This is a genomic window from Secundilactobacillus muriivasis (assembly GCF_054785195.1).
In genome coordinates, this window is record NZ_BAABMI010000010.1 from 21,230 (window position 1) to 41,438 (window position 20,209).

A 20,209-nucleotide genomic window follows, 5' to 3' on the forward strand; every position below is an offset into this window, starting at 1 on the left:
GGGAGGTGAACAAACGATGATTCAGATGCCCAAGCCATTTTTCTTTGAAGCTGGTCCGCGGGCAATCGTGCTATTACACGCCTATGCCAGTAGCGCTAATGATGTCCGCATGTTAGGGCGGCATTTACAACGTGAGGGGTATACCGTGTTGGCACCAATGTTTACGGGGCACGCCACTGGTGAGCCTAAGGACATTTTAACGCAGGGCTCACCGGCCGCTTGGTGGCAGGATACCCAAACCGCGTTACAGTTCTTAAGGGACAAGGGATACACGCAACTCAGTATCTTTGGTTTATCGCTAGGTGGTATCTTTGCCATGCGGGCGTTAGAGACGGATGCAACGTTACTTGGCGGGGGCTCGTTTAGTTCACCCGTGGTGATGACGAGTGATAACCACTTACTGCCAGAGTTCGCGCGATTAGCGACAGCGACTTACCAGTACGGTGGGTTAGACCAAACTCAAATTGATAAAAACGTTGCCTGGTTAAACGATCGGGTACCCGATCAATTGCAGCAAATCGATGCATTTGCGGGAACGGTTGCTGATCAACTGTCAGCGATTCAGCAACCCGTTTTTGTCGCGCAAGGCGGTCAAGACGAGTTGATTGATGCGCAGGCGGTGTATCAGCTACGTGACCGGTTAGTCAACGCTAAAACGGTCGATTTTCACTACTATGAGGATGCAGGCCACGTGATTACGGTCAACAACGCTCGGCACCAACTCGAACAAGATTTAGATGCCTACTTACAAACAATCTATAATTAATAAATGAGGACAAACAATCGTGGAAGATAACAACTTAAAGCAACAAATTGAGGATTTGTTACGTGCAAATCCAACGAAGCGCTTCCGAGTAGAAGACGTTTCGGACGCCTTACACTATCATGGCTCAGCTGCGTTCAAGCTGATCGTGTCAGAATTGGCTCGACTTGAACGTGAAAAAACGGTCGTCGTGACCAGCGAAGGCGAATTTCAATTAGATGAAAAGGCTCGGACGCTTACCGGGATTTTTCACGCTAACGATAAGGGATTTGGGTTCGTCGCTTACGATGATGAACTACCAGATGCTTACGTGGCACCAGACAACACGATGTCAGCCTTGAACGGTGACGAAGTTGAAATGGAAATCGTGCGACCAGCTGATCCCCGGTCGGACAAGGGGCCTGAAGGTAAGGTGACCGGCATTGCCGAACACCACTATACCCACGTTGTTGGGGCCTTTACCCAAACTGAAGACGACATGGGCTATTACGGTCAAGTTCATTTGACTGATAAGAAGCTTGCACGTTACAAATTCTACATTGTGGATACCGGTTTACAACCAACGCCAGGTGAAGTAGTCACGGCTGAAATTACCGAATATCCTAACAGTGATCACCCATTAGCCATGATTGGGATCGCTAAGAAGGTTATCGGGAGTGTTGATGATCCTGGTATCGATATTTTACAAATCGTGTATGCCCATGATATTCCAGCAGAATTCCCAGAGGACGTTTTGCAGGAAGCTGACGCTATTCCAGATCACGTGACTGAAGCCGAAATGGCCGGCCGCGAAGACATCACTGATCAAGATTTAGTGACGATCGATGGCGAGTCTTCAAAAGACTTGGATGATGCTGTCACTGTTTGGAAGATGGATAACGGGAATTATCACTTAGGGGTTCACATTGCGGATGTGTCCCACTACGTTAAAGAGGGCTCGTTACTGGACCAAGAAGCTTACAAACGGGGGACTAGTGTCTACTTAACTGATCGGGTTATCCCAATGTTGCCACGTCGCTTATCAAACGGCATTTGTTCATTGAACGAAGGCGTGTTACGACTATGTATGAGTTGTGAAATGGAAATCGATCCTGAAGGTAACGTGGTTAACCACCGGATCCACCCAAGTGTCATGAAGTCCACGGCTCGGATGACGTACACCAACGTCAACAAGATCCTTGAAGCCCATGACGAAGCCACTCGTAACCAATACGACCGCTTAGTGCCAATGTTTGACAACATGGCTGAACTGCACAAGATTTTATACAAAAACCGGAAGCGTCGTGGTGCCATTGATTTCGATGATCACGAAGCAGAAATCATCGTGGACGAAACTGGCCACGCCATTGATATTCAGCTCCGGGTTCGCGGCTTAGCTGAACGGATGATTGAATCCTTCATGTTAGCCGCTAACGAAACCGTTGCTGAACACTACAACCGGGCCAAAGCACCGTTCATCTACCGGGTTCACGAAACGCCAGATGGCGAACGGGTGAAGAACTTCTTCGAATTCCTGACAGCCTTTGGGATCAACGTTAAGGGTGATCCAGATCACTTGCGGCCAAAGATGCTTCAAAACGTTTTGAAGCAGGTTGCTGGTAAGCCAGAAGAACCCGTTGTTTCTGTGATGATGTTGCGGAGCTTGAAGCAAGCGAAGTATACTGACCAATCTCTTGGTCACTTTGGGTTGGGTGCTGAATACTACACCCACTTTACGTCACCAATTCGGCGTTACCCAGATACGATGGTTCACCGGTTGATCCACTTCTACGAAGAAAAGGGCATCAACGCTGACAGCAAGGCACGTTACGCTGACTTACTGGAAGAAATTGCGGTGCACTCATCTGAAATGGAACGTCGCGCAATCGATGCCGAACGTGATACGGATGCGATGAAGAAGGCTGAATACATGGCTGACCACCTTGGCGAAGAATTTGAAGCCAGTGTCAGCTCTGTGATGAAGTTCGGGATGTTCATTGAACTCCCTAACACCGTTGAAGGCTTGATCCACATCAGCCGGATGCAAGATGATTACTATGAATATGTTGAAAAATACCTTGCCTTAGTTGGCCGTAACACTCACCGGACTTACCGGATCGGGCAAGCCGTTAAGGTGAAGGTTGTGAACGTCGATAAGGAACAAAGTAAGATCGACTTTGACTTGGTTGACCCAACTGCAGCGCCCGTAACGGACCTGTTACCAAAACGTGAACATCATAATGGTGGCGGTCGCGGACGTGGCAACTACGGTAACCGCAACGGCAATGGTGGCCGAAATGGCGACCATAAGCGTTCACAAGGTGGCAATCGTAACGGTGGTAACGGCAATCGCAATGGCGGTAATCGCGGCGGCAACGGTGGTAATCGGAACCATAGTCGCGGCGGTCAAGGCAACCGCGGTGGCCAAAACCGAGGTCAACAGAGCCGTTAATCTTTAATGTGAGGTGAGGATTGTTGAGTAAGAAAAAAGCGCCAGCAGATAAAAATGTTATGGCCCAAAACAAAAAAGCCCGGCATGATTATCAGATCCTCGACACCTATGAAGCAGGATTAGTGTTGACGGGAACTGAAATCAAATCGGTTCGTGATAAACGAGTCAATTTACAGGACGGTTTCGCGCAAATTCGCAATGGTGAAGCCTGGCTGATGAATATTCACATTAGTGAGTACGCTCAGGGTAACCGATTCAATCACGATCCACTGCGAAATCGAAAACTATTACTGCATAAAAAAGAAATTGCTAAACTAATTGGGACAACCAAGGACAAGGGGATTACCATTGTTCCGCTACGCATGTACATTAAGAACGGTGTAGCGAAAGTCCTGATTGGGGTGGCCAAAGGGAAACACGAGTACGATAAACGTGAAACCATCAAACGTCGAGAACAAGATCGACAAATTGCACGAGTAATGAAACATTACTAGGCAATGATTATTGAAGCGCTAAGTGAACTGCCAATGCGTTGGCAGGTTGCTTAGTGCTTTTTGATTTCGTTTGTGTCCAGCGTAAGTGTGCGGAGCGAGACGGGTTGAGAGCAGTGTGCAAGGCGACATCGGTGAAGGCGCCCGGGCCTGGCGGGTTTACCGATGTCGCCTTGCATGCAGCTCTCAGTCTCGTGCAGCACCATTCGGCGCGGTGGCCAGAAAGCACGTGGTTGACAAGTTCTTGCAATGTCAGGAACCCTAGAAATGACAGTTTAAGTGGCGCCGAATTTTGTAGCCTGAGAGCGATGATTTTTATGCGGCTTTGGCGAGCGAAGCGACGACAAACAGCCAACACCCAAATCGCACCCAACCCTTACGCCGGACACAAGCGATAGCGTGAACAACACCATTGCTTTCGCCAACCAACGAAACATGTTAAAATGAACAATGATTAATGTCACTTTTGACGACGTTGAATGGAGGGCTTCCATGCGAACACTGTATATTCGGCAAGACAGTTTAGCAACCAAGGGGGCCAGTGTTGTCCGAGATGCTGATAAACGCTCGATTTACTTGTTGATTGGTAAGTGGGGACGGCATCAAGATGCACTTTCCCTTTATCAAATTAGCGGTGACCTATTAGCGGAGTTGAAGCAGACGTCGCTGGGGATATTACCGCGATTTGATATTTACTATCATAACCAAAAAGTGGGGGCAATTTCTAAGCATCTTGGCCTACTGAATGAAGTGATTTACGTTAGCAATTTACACTGGCTGATTGTCGGCAATATTGTGACTGGCGACTACCGAATTTATCATGGGACAACGTTGATTATGACCTCTCAGGGTGATGGTGATTTACGTGCATTAACGGTTGAAAACCGACGGCAGGAACCAGTTTGCATTTGCATCGCGGCGACCCTTGATCATTGGGCAAGTCACCGGCGAAAGTTGCAGTTACCTAAGCGGACTTGGCGGGCATCGTTTAACGTGCCAATGGATATGCGTGGTAATCGTGCTTGGCGCTATGAACAACACCCTAAAAAACGAACCCCATTGCGATAAAAAACTTTTTTCATGAAAATAATTTGAAAATGACCCGCGTATCTCGGCTTGAGGATACGCGGGTCGTTTCGTTGTTGGCGAATGGCATGTGAACCTGTCGAGCCGGTAATCTCTGGATTAATTGCAAGTTTACACTAATAATTTTGGGTTGAGTATGATAGAATAAACCTTGAGGTGTTGGGAATGAAACCGTTTATTCATAATGATTGGTGGGACGTTTTGAAACCAGAGTTTGAAAAAGCGTCTTACCAAAATTTACGGACTTTTTTGGTTCAAGAGTACCAGACGCAGTTTATTCACCCCGATATGTATCACATTTTCGAGGCATTTGAATGGACCCCGTTTAGTCAGGTGAAGGTTGTGATCTTAGGTCAAGATCCTTACCATGAACCAAATCAAGCGCATGGACTGAGCTTTTCAGTCTTACCTGGCGTACAGGTGCCACCGAGCTTACAAAACATCTACAAGGAACTGCAGTCAGACTTAGGCATTGCGCCGGTCAACCACGGTTACTTGGAAAAGTGGGCGAAGCAGGGGGTGCTGTTGCTAAACTCAGTACTAACGGTTCGAAACGGAAAAGCGTACTCGCATAAGGGCAAGGGTTGGGAACAGATTACGGATGCTGCGATTCAGCGGCTATCTGAACGACCAACCCCGGTAGTCTTTATTTTGTGGGGACGGGCAGCGCAAAACAAAATCAGTTTGATTGATACCCAAACTAATATTGTGCTACAATCAGCGCATCCAAGTCCGTTATCTGCATACCGTGGCTTTTTTGGATCAAAACCATTTTCAAAAACCAACATCGCACTTGAATCACTTGGAGAAACGCCAATTGATTGGCAATTGCCGCAAAACGTGACGGTGGCTGAGACGCCAGCGCACCACGCGTAACGGTATGAGAGAGAATTGACTAGTCGGAAATTCAAACATCTGGAGGTCTATGACGTGGAACTTTTTGATAGTTTAAAGCAAAAGATTAGTGGGTTAAATAAGACGATTGTCTTCCCAGAAGGTGAAGATGTTCGGATTATTGGTGCCGCCAGCCGGTTAGCTGCCGACAAATTACTGCAACCCGTTTTGTTGGGGAACGTTGATACCATCAAAGCAACGGCTGCTGACAAGGGATTTGACTTGAGTGACCTCACTTTAGTTGATCCAACCAACGTTTCTGCTGATGAAAAGCAGAAGATGCTGGATGCTTTGGTTGAACGGCGTAAGGGTAAGAATACGCCTGAACAAGCTTCTAAGATGTTGGAAGACCCTAACTACTGGGGCACGATGATGGTTTACCTTGGCGAAGCAGACGGGATGGTTTCCGGTGCTGCTCACCCAACTGGTGACACCATTCGGCCAGCATTGCAAATTATCAAGACTAAGCCAGGTGTTAAGCGGATCAGTGGCTACTTTGTTTTGTTGAAGGATGACAAGCGTTACTTCTTCGCCGATTCTGCCATCAACATTGACTTGGATGCTGAAGGCATTGCTGAAGTTGCCGTTGAAAGTGCTCAAACCGCTAAACTTTACGACATTGATCCTAAGGTTGCGCTGTTGAGCTTTTCAACGAAGGGTTCTGCTAAGGCTGACGTTGTCACTAAGATGCAAGAAGCCACTAAGTTGGCTCAAGCTGCAGCTCCAGATGTGCCAATTGATGGTGAATTACAATTTGATGCCGCTGTTGTGCCAGAAGTTGCTGCAAGCAAAGCCCCTGGTTCACCAGTTGCCGGTCAAGCCAACGTCTTCATCTTCCCAGAATTGGATTCCGGGAACATTGGCTACAAGATCGCCCAACGGTTGGGTGGCTTCGAAGCCCTTGGCCCACTGCTGCAAGGCTTGAACAAGCCAGTTTCTGACTTGTCACGTGGTGCTAACGAAGAAGATGTCTACAAAGTGGCGATCATTACCGCAATGCAATCCGTTGAACTTTAATTAAATACGCATATTTGAGAGAACGTTGAAGGAGCGGCGACAAGCGATTGTCGTGGCTCCTTCATTTGATTTAGAAGGAGCGACTAACATGACAGTTGAATTAACGGTGACTCAGCCGGAGCAAACGATGACGATTGGGCAAAAGTTAGCCCCGTATTTACAAGCAAAGGATGTTATCCTACTGGATGGCGACCTCGGTGCGGGGAAAACGACCTTTACCAAGGGGTTAGCGCTCGGTTTGAACATTAAACGCAATATCAAGAGTCCCACGTTTACGATTATTCGTGAATACCAAGAAGGACGGTTGCCACTGTATCATATGGACGTTTACCGCCTAGAAGATGGTGGTGGCGATGAACTTGGGTTAGAGGAGTATTTTAACGGCGATGGGGTTAGTGTTGTTGAGTGGTCTAAGTTTGTGGCGGATGAATTACCGGATGACTACTTACGCATTGCGTTTAAACGGCAAGATGATGCCGGTGAATCGCAACGGAAATTGATTTTTGATCCTAAAGGCGATCGCTTTGAAACCATTGTGAACAAGTTGCAGGCAGACCTTAATGAGTGAGGCAGCGGTTGACATTCGACCGGCAACGGTGCGGGATGCGCAAGGCCTGCTATCGCTGTTAGCGACCCTTCAAACGGAATCGACAACGTTTGAGGTTACTGGACCGACCTTGGCGGTTGAGCAGCAAGAACAACAAATTTCGCAAATTGAACAATCGGATGGTCACTTGATTGCGGTGGCAGCGTTATCTGGGACGCTGATTGGGCTGGTTACGGTGATGCCAACTGCTGACCCGGCGGTAGGAGAAATTGGCGTTGCTGTCTTAAAACAGTATTGGCATCAAGGTTTAGGAACCGCGCTAATGTTGACCGGCCTCGATTGGTCGGCCTTAGAAAGTCGGTATCACGTCATTACACTAACGGTTCAGGAACGAAATCAGCATGCAGTCGCACTATATGAAAAGCTTGGTTTTCAAACGGTTCAAGAACTATCGGTTAAGGATCCAGTTGGTGAAACGGTTGCTGCGCTGGAGATGCAGATTGCCGTTAAATAAAATGATAACTAGAAAAGCCATCAACGATCAGATGATCAAGTTGATGGCTTTTTAGTATGACTGGATTTAGACTGCTTTGACGAACGGTGTTAAAGCATCTTGGCCAAACTGATTGGCTTCTGTCAATAAAATATTGGCACAGGCTAGGCTATCGTCTAACGCGTTATGGTGATGTTCCAACGTAATATCTAGGGCATCACAAACTGTGTTCAGTTTATGGTTGGCCAGCATGGGTAAGAATTGCCGGCTGGTTTTAACCGTGTCCAATGATAGATAACTTGGGGCGTCCAGCCCATAGTGGATCAGGGTTTGTTTTAAAACGCCGTTATCAAACTGGGCGTTGTGAGCAATCACAAGTTGTTCAGGGGTAAAGAACGATTGAATATGAGGCCAAACTTCAGGGAAGGTTGGGGCATCCTTCACATCGTGTTCGTGAATCCCGTGAATCTCGACGTTCCGCCAAAAGAAGGGCACGTCGGGTTTGATGAGGGTGTAAAATTCATCGGCAATTTGGTTATCGCGGACAATTGTTAGTGCCAGTGAACAGGCGGAATAGCGCTTACCACTGGCAGTTTCGAAGTCCATTGCAACGAAATTCATGGTAAAACTCCTTTCAAATTACGGGTTAAACGTGAAGGTCGTGGGTGACGAGTTCAATTGGACAGTGATCTGAACCGAAAATCTGGTCCTTAATGTCCGCACTTTCAAGTTGTGGTTTAAGGGTATCGCTCGTGACGAAGTAGTCGATTCGCCAACCAGCGTTGCGGTCCCGGGCTTTGAATCGGTAGCTCCACCATGAATAGCGATCAGTTGCGTCGGGGTTGAAGTAACGGAAACTATCCAAGTAACCGCGGTCTAACAGATGAGTGAACTGTTGACGTTCATCATCGGTAAAGCCGGCACTTTGGTGGTTGGTTTTGGGGTTGCGAATATCAATTTCTTCGTGCGCAACGTTCAGGTCGCCACACAGGATAACTGGTTTTTTGGCATTGAGTTGGTCTAAGTAGTCTTGAAAGGCAGGTTCCCAGGCCATTCTAAAATCTAGTCGTTTCAAACCAGTACCAGAATTAGGGGTATAACACGTGACTAGGTAAAAGTCGGTATATTCTAAGGCAATGACCCGGCCTTCGTGGTCAAATTCATCGACCCCGATGTCATTAGTAACCGAAATTGGCTCATGTTTCGTGAAGATAGCCGTGCCAGAATAGCCTTTACGATCAGCATAGTTAAAATACTGGTGGTAACCTGGCAAGTCTAATGTGAGCTGATCAGCTTGCATCTTAGTTTCCTGAATGCAGAAAAAATCGGCATCCAGTTCTTTAAAGGTCGTCATGAAGTCCTTTTTCACAATGGCCCGAAGTCCGTTAACGTTCCAAGAAATAAATTTCAAGAGAAGGCATCCTTTCTAGACGAAATTTTCGATGCATTAAGTATAGCAGACTCTGGTCACAATGGGGTAGTTGAGGTGAGCTGAGGTCTAAAATGAATTTTGAAGTGGCTCGACTAGGTCGAAACCGGTTGCACATGTTAAACTAGAAGGTATGAGATAAGTAATTTAACGAGGAGAACGAGACACATGACGGATGAGATTGTAGCAGCGTTTCCAGACATTGACGTCTTAACGCATGAACCATTATCAACGTATACCAATACTAAAACCGGTGGACCGGCTGATTTTTTGGCCTTTCCAGAATCGGTGACTGCGGTCCAGCAGTTATTACAATATGCTAATGAGCACCAAATTCCCGTAACGGTGATTGGCAATGCCAGTAATTTAATCGTGAAGGATGGCGGAATCCGCGGTTTAGTGATGATTTTGACCCGGATGCAACAACATACCATTGATGGGACGCACTTAACGGTTGCTGCTGGGGCGTCTTTGATTGAAGTCACCAAGTTAGCCCAGCATGCAAGTTTGAGTGGCTTAGAGTTTGCTGCGGGCATTCCAGGCAGTGTGGGTGGTGCAATTTTTATGAACGCCGGCGCCTATGGTGGTGAAATTAGCAATGTGGCAGAGAGCGTTCAGGTACTAACCCCGGATGCACAATTGAAGACGATTGTCGGTGCTGATTTAGATTTTAGTTATCGGCATAGCCGCGTCCAAGACGAAGGTGACGTTGTCTTATCAGCCACGTTTGCATTAACGTCCGGTGATGGCACCGCGATTCAAGCCGAAATGGATGATTTGAACGCCAAACGGGCAGCTAAGCAACCCCTCGAATTGCCATCTTGCGGGAGCGTCTTTAAGCGACCAACCGGGTATTTTGCAGGGAAGTTGATTCACGATGCTGGTTTACAGGGGTACCAATTCGGTGGCGCCCAGGTTTCAACGAAACATGCCGGTTTTATCGTCAACGTTGATCATGCGACGGCGTCAGATTACTTAGCCGTGATTCAACACGTTCAAGCCGTTGTCTTTGAGAAGGAACACGTTCATTTGGAAACAGAAGTTCGTATTATTGGGGAGGCACCAGCCGCTAGTTAAAACATGAAAGGGGTCACCATTTGCCGATTGTAGAAGCAGTTATTTTACTTGTTGTCCTAGTGCTGATTTCAAACGTTATCAGTCACTACCTCACTTTTATTCCAGTTAGTCTGATTCAGGTCGCACTGGGATTAGTGATGGCGTTGTTTTGGGAGATTGAGATTCCCTTAGATACGGATTGGTTCTTGCTGCTCTTTATAGCGCCGTTGCTGTTTAATGATGGCCGGCGCTTTCCGAAGCGCGAGTTATGGAAGTTACGGGGACCGATTTTTGCCAATTAGATTTTACTGGTCTTTTTAACCACCATTGTTGGTGGGTATTTGATTTACCTGTTGATACCTAGAATGTCGTTACCGGTTAGTTTTGCGCTGGCCGCGATTTTATCGCCGACCGATCCGGTTGCGGTACAGTCGATTTCAAAACGGGTGAAGCTACCCGACCGCATCTTGCACTTGGTCAGCGGTGAAAGTCTGATCAACGATGCATCGGGCTTGATTGCGTTCAAATACGCGGTGGCGGCAACGGTGACCGGTGTTTTCTCCTTTGGCCAAGCCTTAGGTGACTTCGTTTACATTAGTTTAGTGGGGTTGATCGCTGGTTTCATCCTGATGACGATCATTGAATTTTTACGGGATGTCTTGCGGCGTCAGGGAATCAACGACGTGGTGTTTAACACGGTGTTGCAGATTATGGCACCGTTTGTGGTTTACGTCATCACGGAATCGGTCTTTCACGCGTCCGGTGTGATTGCCGTCGTGACGGCCGGGGCCGTTTCTCACGCACAGGGGAATCGCTTAATTGAAGATCTACCAGAACTGCGCTTAGTGACTGAAAAGACTTGGAACATTATTGTGTACCTGTTAAACGGAATCGTGTTCTTGATTTTGGGTGATGAATTACCAATTGCCACCACCCACATTATTCACGATGCCCAGTTCAACACCTTGCAGGCCGTTGCGTATGCGTTTGGTGCCTGGGTGATACTATTAGTGATCCGGGTTATTTGGATCTACGTTTACCAAGTCGTGATCAAAACGGAACATGCTAGTTTTCGAGTGGCGTTATTAGCTGGCCTTTCGGGTGTCCGGGGCGCCGTGACAATGGCTGGGGTCCTATCCTTACCATTGGTAACGGCGTCCGGTCAGGCTTTTCCACAGCGCTCACTGGCCCTGTTCGTTGCGGCGGGGGTGATCATTATTAGCTTAGTCGCTGCGGTGATCACCTTACCATTGGTGGCGCCGGATAACCCGACGCCATTGAAGACCCGGGCAAGCATCAGTGATGACGACGATGACGAGGCTGATGATGAAGTCGCGCCCGTTGCCGACGAGCTAGAAACGGTTCATCGGTTGAGTGAAGCTGAGGCCCGCATTTACATTATGCGGTTGGCAATCAACGCCATCGAAGAACACCGACACTTAGAGAACCAACGGGCCGCCTATGATTTGATTTTGGATTATCAGTTCATCATTCGCCGTCTTGAAATGCGGGTGCGCGATGATGAGGACATGCAGCGCGTCATGCAAGATGAGGTGACGTTAAGAGAAGTTGCTTTAGCTGGAGAAGTTTCAGCCCTGAAACGGCTGTTAGAACACCAACAAATTTCTCGCCATGCCTACCAAACAGCGATGAAGCAGGTCGAGCGAACGCGGCAACGGTTTAATCAAACGACTGATCACGCGTTAGTTGCGGCGGCACGCAATTGGGGGATTTGGCTGAGACATCTCAAGAACATTATTGTTCGAACGATAAAACGGCAATCTGGTCAAACAGTTGAAAATGAATGGCAATTGATTGACCGTGAGAGTGCCAAAGCGGCAATCAAGGCGTTATCGAAGTATTTGGCACGAGATGACGTTGATCCACAGCAGATCGACCGCCAAGCAATTTATCACTTAGTGGTCTTCTATCGTAATCGAGTGGAGCGCGCAAGAGAAAATCAACGCGTCCCTCGGGAACAATATCTCATTCAGCTGAACCGGTTGCGGGTTATGGCACTGGGCGCGGAACGTGCGGGCATCCAAACGTTGCTAGAAGCGGGGAATATTACTTGGCAAATGGCAGGCCGCTTGCGGCAATATATTAACTATTCAGAAAATGTGTTGATGATGACGACGGAAGAGTAGAGAGTGCGGAGAGAGGCGGTTAGGGACTGGAGCCTAAGCTACCTTCACCAGAAATCCCGGTTTTGGGGATTTGTGGTGAAGGTAGCTTAGGTGCAAGTCCCTGCCTCTCGGAGCACGTTTAGGCTCGAGAACAGAAACGCACAGAGTGCGGAACAAAGCGGTTAGAGACTGGAGCATAGTGCACTTCCGCCAGAAGCCCCGGTTTTTGGGGCTTGTGGCGGAAGTGCACTATGTGCAAGTCTCTGCTTTGTGTAGCACGTTTAGGCTCGAGAACAGAAACACACAGCGCATGTATTCAAACGTCGCCAAATTCAACCTAAACATGCCCGCTCATCGTTTAAGTTAATATCACCGACAAACAAAAGCAGGGTACCCCAGTTTTCCAACTTGGAAAATCGAGGTACCCTGCTTTAATTTTATATGTTATTTAACTGTCACTACTTCAATGTCCGATCGAGTTGCTGCCGGTACACCAGATGTGATAACCAGTAAGCCACCAACTGAATCACGGTCATCAACCCCACGAACACCAGCATCGTTGGCGTCCACATGTGAATCAACCGTTGCGTGATGATTTCCGGGGAGATAAAGAGGTAGATGGTATGGATTCGAAGAAACCGGCCAGCATAGATGCCCACTGAAGACAAAAAGGTAAGAATCAAGACGAGAATGGCTTGTAACCAGTGATTACCGTGGAGATAGCGCTCGGTAATCGTTCCGGCAACGTAGTTTAGGCTCCAGAAGCCTAAAATCACGCAGAAAAGGGCGCTAATCAAAACTAGGGTGAAGTAGACCCACACGTGTAAGGAGAGTCTCAAAAGGCCGTCATAGCCGTAAGGATTAAGAAGGGACAGGTGAAAGAGATCCGTTAATAGGTAGGGCGCATTGGGGTAAAATAACAGCCACAGGATCACTAATGCCCAAAAGAGCAGACCGTTTTTAGGTTTGTCCCGGTGAATGTGAAAACTAAATTCGATGGGGAGGTAACCTAAAAACGTGTTTAAAATCAGGAACGTAAATGGCGCCTTCACGAAGCCCCATAAAAAAAGCAACCAGAGCACCACGAAGCCCCGAATTTGCCAACGCGCACTAATTTTCACAGCCACCCCTCCTTACGATTTGTCTCTAAATAAATAGTACCAGATTCTCGGGGTGTTGGCATACTATTTCACTAAGTTTAATGCCGGTTTCATTGTTTTAAATGACACATCAGTGCAACGGTAGTGGAATCGTTTTGGCGATCGGCCGTTATTAAAAGTAGCCAGATGTTGGCACGCTGCCACTAATTTTCCGCACACCCCGGTGGTCGTGCTATAATGTTAGCTGAATAGATTTTTGGAGGGAATTTTTTAATGAACCTTGATTGGAGTAGCTTTTTGACGTGGCATAACATCGTAAGCTTACTCGACATTCTGGTTGTCTGGTTTGTATTTTACGAACTCATTATGCTATTACGCGGGACCAAAGCGGTTCAGCTACTGCGTGGCATTATCATGATCGTGTTGATCAAGATCGTGAGTGTCTATGCGGGACTCGTAACGGTTTCCTGGTTAATGGATCAGGTCATTAATTGGGGCGTCATCGCCATGATCATTATCTTCCAACCCGAGATTCGTCGGGGGCTGGAACACCTTGGCCGTGGCTCTGTTTTTGTTCGAAATCGGCAGGTCAATGAAGCCGAGACGAAGATGATTCAAGCCCTGGATAAAGCCATTCAGTATATGTCTAAGCGTCGAATTGGCGCGTTGATGACGATTCAGATGGATACGGGGTTGGAAGACTATATTGAAACCGGCATCGAGCTTAACGCTCACATTACTGGTGAACTCCTGATCAATATTTTTATTCCAAATACCCCGCTGCATGATGGGGCAGTCATTATTCGCGATAACCAGGTTGCGGTAGCGGCGGCATACTTGCCGTTGTCGGAAAGTAATTTGATTCCCAAGGAACTTGGTACCCGGCACCGGGCAGCGGTTGGTATCTCGGAAGTAACGGATGCGTTGACCATCGTTATCTCTGAAGAAACTGGTGAAGTGTCGATCACCAAGAATAACGAGTTGTTGCGGAACATGGACCAAAATGACTACCTGAAGTTCCTACAAAATGAGCTGATCAAGGATCAGGAACCCGAACGGCATAATTTGTTTAACCGGGTGCTTGACTACGTTGACCAACACTTTAGAGGGGGGACGCGTCAGTGAAGGCATTTTTTAATAGCCGGTGGCTTTACCGGATCCTATCGTTATTCTTAGCGGTGATGCTGTTTGTCTATGTGAATAGTACGAAAACAACTTCGACGCAAACAACCGGTGGTTCGGAAACAAACTCATCGACTTTGACGGCTACCGAAAATAAAACGGTATCGGTTCAATTACGGTTGAACGTCAACTCGGATAAGTACTTTGTGACGGGCTACCCGGAAAAGGTTAAGGTCCATTTGAGTGGGCCAGCTGCACTAATTACCGCAACTGCGAACACCCAAAATTTTCGAGTATACGCCAACTTGACGGGGTTAAAGACCGGACAGCACAGCGTCAAGCTACAACAAGACGGGCTTAACCGCGATATTAGTTATAAAATCGACCCGGAGCGCATCTCCGTTAACATTCAACCGCGTCAAACGGTCAGCTTCCCAGTCACTGTGAACTACGATAAGTCGCGACTCGCGGATAACTATGAAGCAGGGACGCCAACGACGGATGTGACGAGTGTTAAGGCAACTGGTGCAAAGAGTGAGATCAACCGAGTTACCCGGGTGGTTGCACAATTGACGTTACCACAAAATGCGAAGTCAACGGTCAATAGTCAAGCGGTAATTGAAGCCTTGGATAAGCAGGGCCGAACCGTGAACGTGATTTTGACGCCATCGACGACCCAAGTAAATTTGCCAATTACGGCAAAGGGGCATTCAAAGAAGGTACCGTTGTCGTTTAAGGCCAAAAATGCGAATGCGGATCTCAATTACACACTGAAGAGTGCGACGAGTTCAGTTCGGGTATTCGGTACCACAAGTGAACTGGATGCCATCTCAAAAATTGAGGCGGACGTTGACGTGAGTGACGTTAAAGATAGCAAGACCAAGACGATTCGGTTAGATCCAGCAGATCATGATGTGACTGGCATTGATCCGACATCGGTCAAGGTAACAATTACTGCAAAATCAAAATGAGAATTGAAATGAGGATAATATCAAATGAAGTATTTTGGAACTGATGGTGTACGTGGGATCGCAAACCAAGAATTAACGCCGGAACTCGCTTTTCGGTTAGGTCGTGCCGGTGGGTACGTGTTGACAGAACATGCAACTGATACGAAGGCCCAACCACAAGTGTTGGTGGCCCATGATACTCGAATTTCTGGTCAGATGCTGGAAGAAGCATTGGTTGCCGGATTACTGTCCGTTGGGATCGAAGTGTTACGACTAGGCGTGATCACAACGCCGGCTGTTGCCTACTTAGTTCGTAATCAAGGGGCAGACGCAGGGGTCATGTTGACCGCTTCTCACAACCCAGTTGCTGATAACGGCATCAAGTTCTTTGGGGCAGACGGCTATAAGCTCTCTGACGCATTGGAAGAAGAAATTGAAACCTTATTAGACCAACCCGATAACTTGCCACGGCCATCCGCAGCTGGTTTGGGCACCGTCGAAGATTATCAAGAAGGTAGCCAAAAGTACATTCAGTTCTTGGAACAAACCATTTCTGATGATTTGAGCGGCATGCATATTGCGGTTGATTCAGCTAACGGTGCGACCAGCAGTTTGGTATCCCGGCTTTACGCTGATTTAAACGCTGATTTTGATACGATCGCCACCACGCCAAATGGGTTAAACATTAACGATGGCGTCGGCTCGACTCACCCAGAACAACTCCAAAAGTTCACGGTCGAACAGGGCGCGCAAGTCGGCTTGGCGTTTGACGGCGACGGTGACCGGTGCATCGCAGTTGACGAACAAGGCAACCTCGTTGACGGTGATAAGATCATGTACGTTTGTGGCAAATACATGGCGGCTCACGGTCGGTTGAAGAAGGATACCATCGTCACCACGGTGATGAGTAACTTAGGTATGTACAAGGCAATGGAAGCCCACGGCATGACCAGCGTGAAAACCAAGGTTGGCGACCGTTACGTGGTTGAACAAATGCTCGCGGACGGCTACAACTTGGGTGGCGAACAATCAGGGCACATCGTCTTCTTAGACTTTAATACCACTGGTGACGGCATGCTGACGAGTCTGCAACTCCTTCACATCATGAAGGAAACGGGGAAGAAGTTATCCGAACTCGTTGCTGACGTTCAGGATTACCCTCAAGAATTAGTCAACGTGAAAGTTGCTGATAAGAAGGCTGCTTTGAACAACCCTGCTATCAAGGCAATCATTGACACGGTGGAAAAAGAAATGTCCGGCGATGGCCGCGTGCTTGTTCGCCCTAGTGGGACGGAACCCCTGTTGCGGGTGATGGCTGAAGCACCTACTAAAGAAGCAGTTAAAGCTTACGTCGATCGGATCGCCACGGTTGTTAAGCAAGAAGTCGGCGTTGATTAGGCTGGATGGCGTCATTTTGAAAGCTAATTGAAAATTAAACTGAAAAAAGATTCTGCATGAAATTAGGAGGCAGTTTTCAAACAAATCTGTTTGAAAACTGCCTTTTGCTAACTTGTGGCCGAAATAAATCATTTTCAATCTATACCACTTTAAACTTAATTATTGACACAGTTCGTTAATCGCTGTAAAGTATACATGTTCTTAAGAGTTAATTAATTTAATTGAGTCTATACCAATTTAAAAATCATGAAAATTCGAGGATGAAAGCATATGTGTGGAATTGTTGGTGTCACCGGTAGTGATAATGCCGTAAAAATCTTATTAGATGGTCTCCAAAAGCTGGAATACCGAGGTTACGATTCAGCCGGTATTTATGTAAACGACCAAAGCGGTGAAGATTATCTCGTGAAAGAAAAGGGTCGAATCGCTGATTTGAAGCGCGAAATTGGTCCAGATGTTCACGGTTCCACCGGGATCGGCCACACGCGCTGGGCAACTCATGGGGTTGTTAGCGTTGATAACGCCCACCCACAAGTGTCTAAGGATAACCGGTTCTACTTGGTCCACAATGGTGTGATCGATAACTTCCAAGAACTGAAGAGTGATTACCTCAGTGATGTACCATTTACAAGCCAAACCGATACTGAAGTCGTTGTCCAATTGATCGACAAGTTGGCCGTTGAAGAAAACTTGAACGCCCACGACGCATTCGTTAAGGCTTTGACGTTACTAAAAGGTTCGTCATACGGGTTCTTATTAATGGACCGCGAAGATCCTGATACGTTGTACGTTGCCAAGAATAAGAGCCCATTGTTGGTTGGGGTCGGCGATGGCTTCAACGTGGTTTGTTCGGACGCCTTAGCTATGTTGCGTGAAACTCACGATTTCTTGGAATTGATGGACGGCGAAGTTGTGACCATCAAGCCAGACAGCATCAAGATCGAAGATAAGGACGGCAACGCGGTTGAACGTGATACCTTCCACGTTGACATGAATGCGGATGAAACCGATAAGGGGACTTACCCATTCTACATGTTGAAGGAAATCGACGAACAACCTAACGTGATGCGGAAGTTAGCCCAAGTTTACCTATCAGAAACTGGCGAACCCGTTATCAGCGACAAGTTGTTATCATCAATGAAGCAAGCTGACCGGATCTACATCGTTGGGGCCGGGACGAGTTACCATGCGGGCTTAGTCGGCAAGCGGTTATTTGAAAACTTAACTCAAACGCCAACTGAAGTTCATATTTCTTCAGAATTTGCTTACGAACAACCTATCTTGTCAAAGAAGCCATTTTTCATCTTCTTGTCACAAAGTGGTGAAACGGCTGATAGTCGTGAAGTATTAGTTAACGTTAACGCTGCTGGGTACGAAAGCTTAACGATCACGAACGTTCAAAACTCAACGTTATCACGGGAAGCAACCTACACGTTGTTGCTACACGCCGGTCCAGAAATTGCGGTTGCCTCAACCAAGGCATACACGGCTCAAATTGCAATTGAAGCAATCTTAGCGAAGGCCTTGGGCGAATCCGACAACCAAATCGTTGCCCAACGGTTCGATATTCGCCAACAACTCGGGTTAGTAGCAACTGGAATCCAAGCCATCGTTGATGCTAAATCTGAAATTGAACAGTTAGCCAAGGATGATTTCTTAAACACCTCAAACGCCTTCTACATTGGTCGGAGCCTCGACTGGAGCGTTTCATTGGAAGCAGCGTTGAAGTTGAAGGAAATCTCTTACGTACAAGCAGAAGGGTTTGCTTCGGGTGAATTAAAGCACGGGACCATTGCGTTGATTGAAGAAGGTACGCCAGTTATCGGGATCATCACGCAAGCTAAGACGGCTGGTTTGACCCGGTCAAACTTACAAGAAACGATGGCACGTGGTGCGAAGATCATCACCATTGTGAGCGAAAACTTGGCAAAGGATGGCGATAACATCGTCTTGCCAGAGGTTGATGAACTCATGACACCATTGTTGAGCGTTGTACCAACGCAATTGTTGGCTTACTACACGAGTTTACACAAGGGCTTAGACGTTGATAAGCCACGGAACTTGGCCAAGAGTGTGACGGTTGAATAGTCGACTGTGACTGAAATGAATGTTTAATTTGAGCGATGCGATTCTACGTTAGTAGAGTGGCATCGCTTTTTTTGCTGTCGGTTGTGTCCAGCGTAAGCGTGTTTAGTTTGTGAAATGATTCTGGGTTTAGATAGTGGGAGGATGCCGCGGGAGGCTCCGGCACTATGCGAGGCTGGAACGCAGTGGCCAGATAGGCTTCCAAGCTTCGCTGGGTCGCGGGCCTACGAGCTAGGAATGGCTGAGGACCGCCATGCCGGATCTCTCCGGGCCCGCGTATGACTAAGGCACTCGCACCCCGAACCCCACGGGGCACGATTGCCCAAGTCATACCGACACTGCTGAGCCTCGCGCGCCTCCGCCTCCAACTACATGGTGCGCTGTTGTCAACCAGAACCGCTGACTGTCACATATTGAAGTTGACTAAACTGTGTACCGGCAACGTTAGACGATAACTCGACAACTACGGAAGCAATTGTGGTCAATGTTCAGTAACCGCAATGGACTAACGGTTGCGTGATGTCGAGCTTCATCAGTTGACCGTCACGTCTATGTTGATTTGATAAGATGACGTTACCGTTCAACGCGTTTTGAGATGTTCTGCGATAGTGCCGAACTGCGCCAATGTAAGATTCCGGTCAGCGGCTAGGTGGATGCTGTGTCGCGATAATTGGTGGTTGTTGACGAACTTCCAACAATCGCCAATTATCGGGGACGAATTGAAGACTCGCATGAATTTTGGCGAGGCTTGAATTCGAGGACTGAGACCGCTCTTCGGCTCAGGCCGGCCCCACAGCAGGAACCTAGGCGCTGACCGGAATCGACAGTCCAAGCAAATCACTGCACTTCACAAACTGAACACAAGAATGCTTACGTTGGACACAATCGACAGTCAAAATAGATAACTCAAATCCCAGTATTAGACCTAAACCAGTTTTCGTGATAGAATCGCGCATAGAAGAGAGATGATTAGAATGAAATTTACGAAAAAAAGAACGGCGTCTAACAAACAGGCGTCTGCTAAACGGGATGCAACGTGGGAAAAATTTAAATCGCAACAAAACACATTAGCTGCAAACAAGCGTGGTGACCGCAGTAAAGGTGCTCGTCAGCCTAAGTATTAATGAGTTGGTGGGAGCGAAAGTCCGATTTTAGGTGCCTTTTGCTTGCAATATTGGTCTAGATAGCTTATTATTGGACTATACCAACAAAAGGAGTGGC

17 protein-coding genes and 1 pseudogene are annotated in these 20,209 nt (G+C 47.5%); 15 read left to right on the forward strand and 3 right to left on the reverse strand.

Annotated elements, in window-relative coordinates; genetic code table 11:
• Window positions 1-16 precede the first annotated feature (16 nt).
• The 8 genes from ACYVR3_RS02580 (at window position 17) to ACYVR3_RS02615 (ending at window position 7,743) form a co-directional block, all read left to right on the forward strand.
• A complete protein-coding gene (locus ACYVR3_RS02580; protein WP_461243001.1) occupies window positions 17-766 on the forward strand; it encodes an alpha/beta hydrolase in 750 nt (249 codons plus the stop codon).
• A gap of 19 nt (window positions 767-785) precedes the next feature.
• Complete coding sequence (rnr, locus tag ACYVR3_RS02585; RefSeq protein WP_461243002.1) at window positions 786-3,194, forward strand: ribonuclease R; 2,409 nt, start codon at window positions 786-788, stop codon at window positions 3,192-3,194.
• Window positions 3,195-3,217: 23 nt separating this feature from the next.
• Window positions 3,218-3,688 carry an SsrA-binding protein SmpB gene (smpB, locus tag ACYVR3_RS02590; protein WP_420852582.1) on the forward strand — a complete coding sequence of 157 codons (471 nt, stop codon included), beginning with the start codon at window positions 3,218-3,220 and terminating at the stop codon, window positions 3,686-3,688.
• Between the two features lie 489 nt (window positions 3,689-4,177).
• Window positions 4,178-4,753, forward strand: coding sequence for an LURP-one-related/scramblase family protein (locus ACYVR3_RS02595; protein ID WP_461243003.1), 576 nt, complete (start codon window positions 4,178-4,180; stop codon window positions 4,751-4,753).
• 183 nt (window positions 4,754-4,936) lie between these two features.
• Window positions 4,937-5,647, forward strand: a complete 711-nt coding sequence (locus ACYVR3_RS02600; protein WP_054737194.1) for a uracil-DNA glycosylase — start codon at window positions 4,937-4,939, stop codon at window positions 5,645-5,647.
• A 54-nt stretch (window positions 5,648-5,701) separates the two neighbouring features.
• Entirely contained in the window at window positions 5,702-6,682 is a 981-nt protein-coding gene (gene pta / locus ACYVR3_RS02605) for a phosphate acetyltransferase (protein WP_054737195.1), read from the forward strand.
• Window positions 6,683-6,770: 88 nt separating this feature from the next.
• Window positions 6,771-7,250, forward strand: a complete 480-nt coding sequence (gene tsaE, locus ACYVR3_RS02610) for a tRNA (adenosine(37)-N6)-threonylcarbamoyltransferase complex ATPase subunit type 1 TsaE (RefSeq protein WP_461243004.1) — start codon at window positions 6,771-6,773, stop codon at window positions 7,248-7,250.
• Window positions 7,243-7,743, forward strand: a complete 501-nt coding sequence (locus tag ACYVR3_RS02615) for a GNAT family N-acetyltransferase (protein ID WP_461243005.1) — start codon at window positions 7,243-7,245, stop codon at window positions 7,741-7,743. Before tsaE ends, ACYVR3_RS02615 begins: the two co-directional genes overlap by 8 nt.
• 66 nt (window positions 7,744-7,809) lie before the next feature.
• Here ACYVR3_RS02615 and ACYVR3_RS02620 read toward each other — a convergent pair whose 3' ends face one another.
• Window positions 7,810-8,343 carry a 3'-5' exonuclease gene (locus ACYVR3_RS02620; protein ID WP_461243006.1) on the reverse strand — a complete coding sequence of 178 codons (534 nt, stop codon included), beginning with the start codon at window positions 8,341-8,343 and terminating at the stop codon, window positions 7,810-7,812.
• Window positions 8,344-8,368: 25 nt separating this feature from the next.
• Window positions 8,369-9,133: an exodeoxyribonuclease III gene (locus ACYVR3_RS02625; protein WP_461243007.1), complete on the reverse strand. Its 765-nt coding sequence runs from the start codon at window positions 9,131-9,133 to the stop codon at window positions 8,369-8,371.
• 186 nt (window positions 9,134-9,319) lie between these two features.
• Between ACYVR3_RS02625 and murB the strand changes: the two genes are divergently transcribed.
• Together murB and ACYVR3_RS02635 are read left to right on the forward strand one after the other, a co-directional pair.
• On the forward strand, window positions 9,320-10,228 hold the full coding sequence (gene murB / locus ACYVR3_RS02630) for a UDP-N-acetylmuramate dehydrogenase (RefSeq protein WP_461243008.1): 909 nt from the start codon (window positions 9,320-9,322) through the stop codon (window positions 10,226-10,228).
• A 20-nt stretch (window positions 10,229-10,248) separates the two neighbouring features.
• Window positions 10,249-12,354, forward strand: a pseudogene (locus ACYVR3_RS02635) (cation:proton antiporter).
• A 437-nt stretch (window positions 12,355-12,791) separates the two neighbouring features.
• On the opposite strand, the gene ACYVR3_RS02640 reads toward ACYVR3_RS02635, so the two are convergent.
• On the reverse strand, window positions 12,792-13,454 hold the full coding sequence (locus ACYVR3_RS02640) for a DUF1361 domain-containing protein (protein ID WP_461243009.1): 663 nt from the start codon (window positions 13,452-13,454) through the stop codon (window positions 12,792-12,794).
• 252 nt (window positions 13,455-13,706) lie between these two features.
• Here ACYVR3_RS02640 and cdaA point away from each other — a divergent pair, with 252 nt between their 5' ends.
• The 5 genes from cdaA to ACYVR3_RS02665 all read left to right on the forward strand — a co-directional run bounded on the left by cdaA (window position 13,707) and on the right by ACYVR3_RS02665 (window position 20,112).
• Window positions 13,707-14,558, forward strand: a complete 852-nt coding sequence (gene cdaA / locus ACYVR3_RS02645) for a diadenylate cyclase CdaA (RefSeq protein WP_054737201.1) — start codon at window positions 13,707-13,709, stop codon at window positions 14,556-14,558.
• Complete coding sequence (locus ACYVR3_RS02650; RefSeq protein WP_225352108.1) at window positions 14,555-15,526, forward strand: CdaR family protein; 972 nt, start codon at window positions 14,555-14,557, stop codon at window positions 15,524-15,526. Before cdaA ends, ACYVR3_RS02650 begins: the two co-directional genes overlap by 4 nt.
• Before the next feature lie 24 nt (window positions 15,527-15,550).
• Window positions 15,551-16,903: a phosphoglucosamine mutase gene (glmM, locus tag ACYVR3_RS02655; protein ID WP_057152116.1), complete on the forward strand. Its 1,353-nt coding sequence runs from the start codon at window positions 15,551-15,553 to the stop codon at window positions 16,901-16,903.
• A 270-nt stretch (window positions 16,904-17,173) separates the two neighbouring features.
• On the forward strand, window positions 17,174-18,991 hold the full coding sequence (glmS, locus tag ACYVR3_RS02660) for a glutamine--fructose-6-phosphate transaminase (isomerizing) (protein WP_461243010.1): 1,818 nt from the start codon (window positions 17,174-17,176) through the stop codon (window positions 18,989-18,991).
• Between the two features lie 971 nt (window positions 18,992-19,962).
• The gene (locus ACYVR3_RS02665; RefSeq protein ID WP_202813656.1) at window positions 19,963-20,112 is read left to right on the forward strand and encodes a hypothetical protein; all 150 of its coding nucleotides are present in this window, start codon (window positions 19,963-19,965) and stop codon (window positions 20,110-20,112) included.
• Window positions 20,113-20,209: the final 97 nt, after the last annotated feature.

Coding starts and splice junctions, on each gene's coding strand:
- ACYVR3_RS02580 (WP_461243001.1), top strand. CDS start 17: ATGATTCAGATGCCCAAGCCATTTTTCTTTGAAGCTGGTCCGCGGGCA.
- ACYVR3_RS02595 (WP_461243003.1), top strand. CDS start 4,178: ATGCGAACACTGTATATTCGGCAAGACAGTTTAGCAACCAAGGGGGCC.
- ACYVR3_RS02600 (WP_054737194.1), top strand. CDS start 4,937: ATGAAACCGTTTATTCATAATGATTGGTGGGACGTTTTGAAACCAGAG.
- tsaE (WP_461243004.1), top strand. CDS start 6,771: ATGACAGTTGAATTAACGGTGACTCAGCCGGAGCAAACGATGACGATT.
- ACYVR3_RS02615 (WP_461243005.1), top strand. CDS start 7,243: ATGAGTGAGGCAGCGGTTGACATTCGACCGGCAACGGTGCGGGATGCG.
- ACYVR3_RS02620 (WP_461243006.1), bottom strand. CDS start 8,343: ATGAATTTCGTTGCAATGGACTTCGAAACTGCCAGTGGTAAGCGCTAT.
- murB (WP_461243008.1), top strand. CDS start 9,320: ATGACGGATGAGATTGTAGCAGCGTTTCCAGACATTGACGTCTTAACG.
- cdaA (WP_054737201.1), top strand. CDS start 13,707: ATGAACCTTGATTGGAGTAGCTTTTTGACGTGGCATAACATCGTAAGC.
- glmM (WP_057152116.1), top strand. CDS start 15,551: ATGAAGTATTTTGGAACTGATGGTGTACGTGGGATCGCAAACCAAGAA.
- glmS (WP_461243010.1), top strand. CDS start 17,174: ATGTGTGGAATTGTTGGTGTCACCGGTAGTGATAATGCCGTAAAAATC.
- ACYVR3_RS02665 (WP_202813656.1), top strand. CDS start 19,963: ATGAAATTTACGAAAAAAAGAACGGCGTCTAACAAACAGGCGTCTGCT.